Here is a 2,409-nt window from a genome sequence, read left to right on the forward strand (position 1 = left end):
CCGCCGGACAACCATTCACGCCAGGCCCCCGACCACACGGTCGGGGGCCTGACGCCTTTAACACCACACCACCCATCAGGCGGCCCGGCCGGCCGCCCGAACGGACACGGGGTTGTCCACAGCCAACTGTGGATAGGGAGCCTGGCGGCAGGCTGCCCGGCCGCTACCCCCAGCCGCGACTTCCGTTGGCGCTCCCACCGTTACTGCCCGGGCGTTGTCCGCCTGTCGCGGAAATCCACGGCTTTCCGGCGTGCCGTCAGGCACAGGCAGTACAGTGAGGCTTTCAGACCGTAATTCCCGCCACACGGGTGCGTTCAGTGCCGTGGGCCGATACCTCAGGGGAGTCATGACTGCAGAACCCACTTCCATCCCCGCCGCCGCGGCGCAGGCCGGTTCCTCCACCGCGGGCCACCGGGACCATGCCGTCCGCCCGCAGGACGACCTCTTCCGCCACGCCAACGGCGGATGGCTCGCTTCCGCCGAGATCCCCGGCGACCAGGGCAGCTACGGCTCCTTTATGCAGCTGCGCGACGAATCCGAGGCGGCGGTTCGCGCCATCATCGAGGAGGCGCCGGAGCAGCCCCTCGGCCCGGACGGTACTCCCGATCCCCGCCGCGCGCGCATCGGCGCGCTTTATGCCAGCTTCATGGACGAGGCGTCGATCGAGGCCAACGGCATGGACCCCATCCGCGAAGACCTCGCGGCCATCTACGCCACCGAAAGCATCGGGGACCTCGTGGCCCTGACGGGCCGCCTCCAGCGCCAGGGCGTTTCCGGCTTCTACGGGGTTGGTGCCAGCAGCGACGCCGGCCAGCCGGACCGCAACCTCCTCACCTTCCTGCAGTCCGGGCTGGGCCTGCCCGATGAGTCGTACTACCGCGAGGAAAAGTTCGCCGAGCTCTACGACGAATACCGGGTCCACTTGGGCCGCCTGCTGACCCTGGCCGAGGTGCCGGACGCGGAGAAGGCCGCCGCCGCCGTCGTCGACCTGGAAACCGCGCTGGCGGCGCACCATTGGGACCGCGTCAAGACCCGGGACGCCCAGGCGCGCTACAACCTGCTCACCGGGGAGCAGCTCCGTGCACTGAACCCCTCCATCCAGGCGTGGCTGGACGGGTCCGGCATCGAGGCCAAGTACTACGCCGAGGTCGACGTCTGGCAGCCCTCCTACCTGGAAGGCCTCGAAAAGGTCCTTGCGGAGCAGCCGCTCGAGGCCTGGCGGCACTGGCTCGCGGTCCAACTGGTCCGCAGCTACGCCCCGTACCTTTCGGACGCGTTCGTGCGGGAGAACTTCTCCTTCTACTCCGCCAAGCTCGCGGGCACCACCGAACTGAAGGAGCGCTGGAAGCGCGGCGTCGCGTTCGTGGAGGGCGCGGTCGGCGAGGACATCGGCCAGCTCTACGTCGAGCGCCACTTCCCGCACCGCGACAAGGAGATCATGGAGGGCCTGGTGGGGAACCTCACCGAGGCGTACCGCCAGTCCATCTCCGCGCTGCCCTGGATGGGCCGCGAGACCATCGACCGCGCCCTGGAGAAGCTCTCCCAGTTCCGCACCAAGATCGGCTACCCGGTCAAGTGGATCGACTACACCCCGGTCGAGGCGGACCCGGCGGACCTGATCGCCAACGCCGCCAGCGCGCAGGCCTTCGCGTTCGCCCGGGAGCTGCAGAAGATCGACGACGGCGTGGACCGCGACCTCTGGTTCATGTACCCGCAGACCGTCAACGCCTACTACCACCCGCTGCTGAACGAGATCGCGTTCCCGGCCGCCATCCTGCGCCCGCCGTTCTTCGATCCGGAGCGCGACGCAGCCTCCAACTACGGTGCCATCGGCGCGGTGATCGGCCATGAGATCGGCCACGGCTTCGACGACCAGGGATCCCAGTTCGACGGCACCGGCGAGCTGAAGAACTGGTGGACGGACGAGGACCGCGCCCGGTTCGAGGAGCTCACCGGCCGCCTCGTGGCCCAGTACGACGTCCTGGAGCCGGAGGAGACCCCGGGCCATACCGTCAACGGCAAGCTCACCCTCGGCGAGAACATCGGTGACCTCGGCGGCCTCGGCATCGCCTACAAGGCCTACCGCCTGGACCTGGCCGAGCGCGGGCTGGAGGAGGACGAGGAGGCCGACGGGCTCACCGGCGACCAGCGCTTCTTCCACGCCTGGGCCGAATGCTGGCGCAACGTCTCCCGTCCGGAGACCATGATCACGCGCCTGGCCACCGACCCGCACTCCCCGGCCGAGTTCCGCTGCAACCAGGTGGCGAAGAACCTGGACGCCTTCCATGCCGCCTACGGCACCAAGGAAGGGGACGGCATGTGGCTGGCCCCGGAGGAGCGCGTCGCCATCTGGTAGCGGACGGCCGGACACCGGCAGTACGACGGCGGCGGGCGCCTTCCGCGCGGAAG

Annotated in this window: 1 protein-coding gene; it reads left to right on the plus strand. The window is 69.4% G+C overall.

The window, feature by feature from the left end:
• The first annotated feature begins 346 nt into the window (after nucleotides 1-346).
• Nucleotides 347-2,356: a M13 family metallopeptidase gene (locus ABD912_RS01515; protein ID WP_345147951.1), complete on the plus strand. Its 2,010-nt coding sequence runs from the start codon at nucleotides 347-349 to the stop codon at nucleotides 2,354-2,356.
• Nucleotides 2,357-2,409 lie beyond the last annotated feature (53 nt).

This window comes from Arthrobacter ginkgonis, from assembly GCF_039540195.1.
Taxonomy (GTDB): Bacteria; Actinomycetota; Actinomycetes; order Actinomycetales; family Micrococcaceae; genus Zafaria; species Zafaria ginkgonis.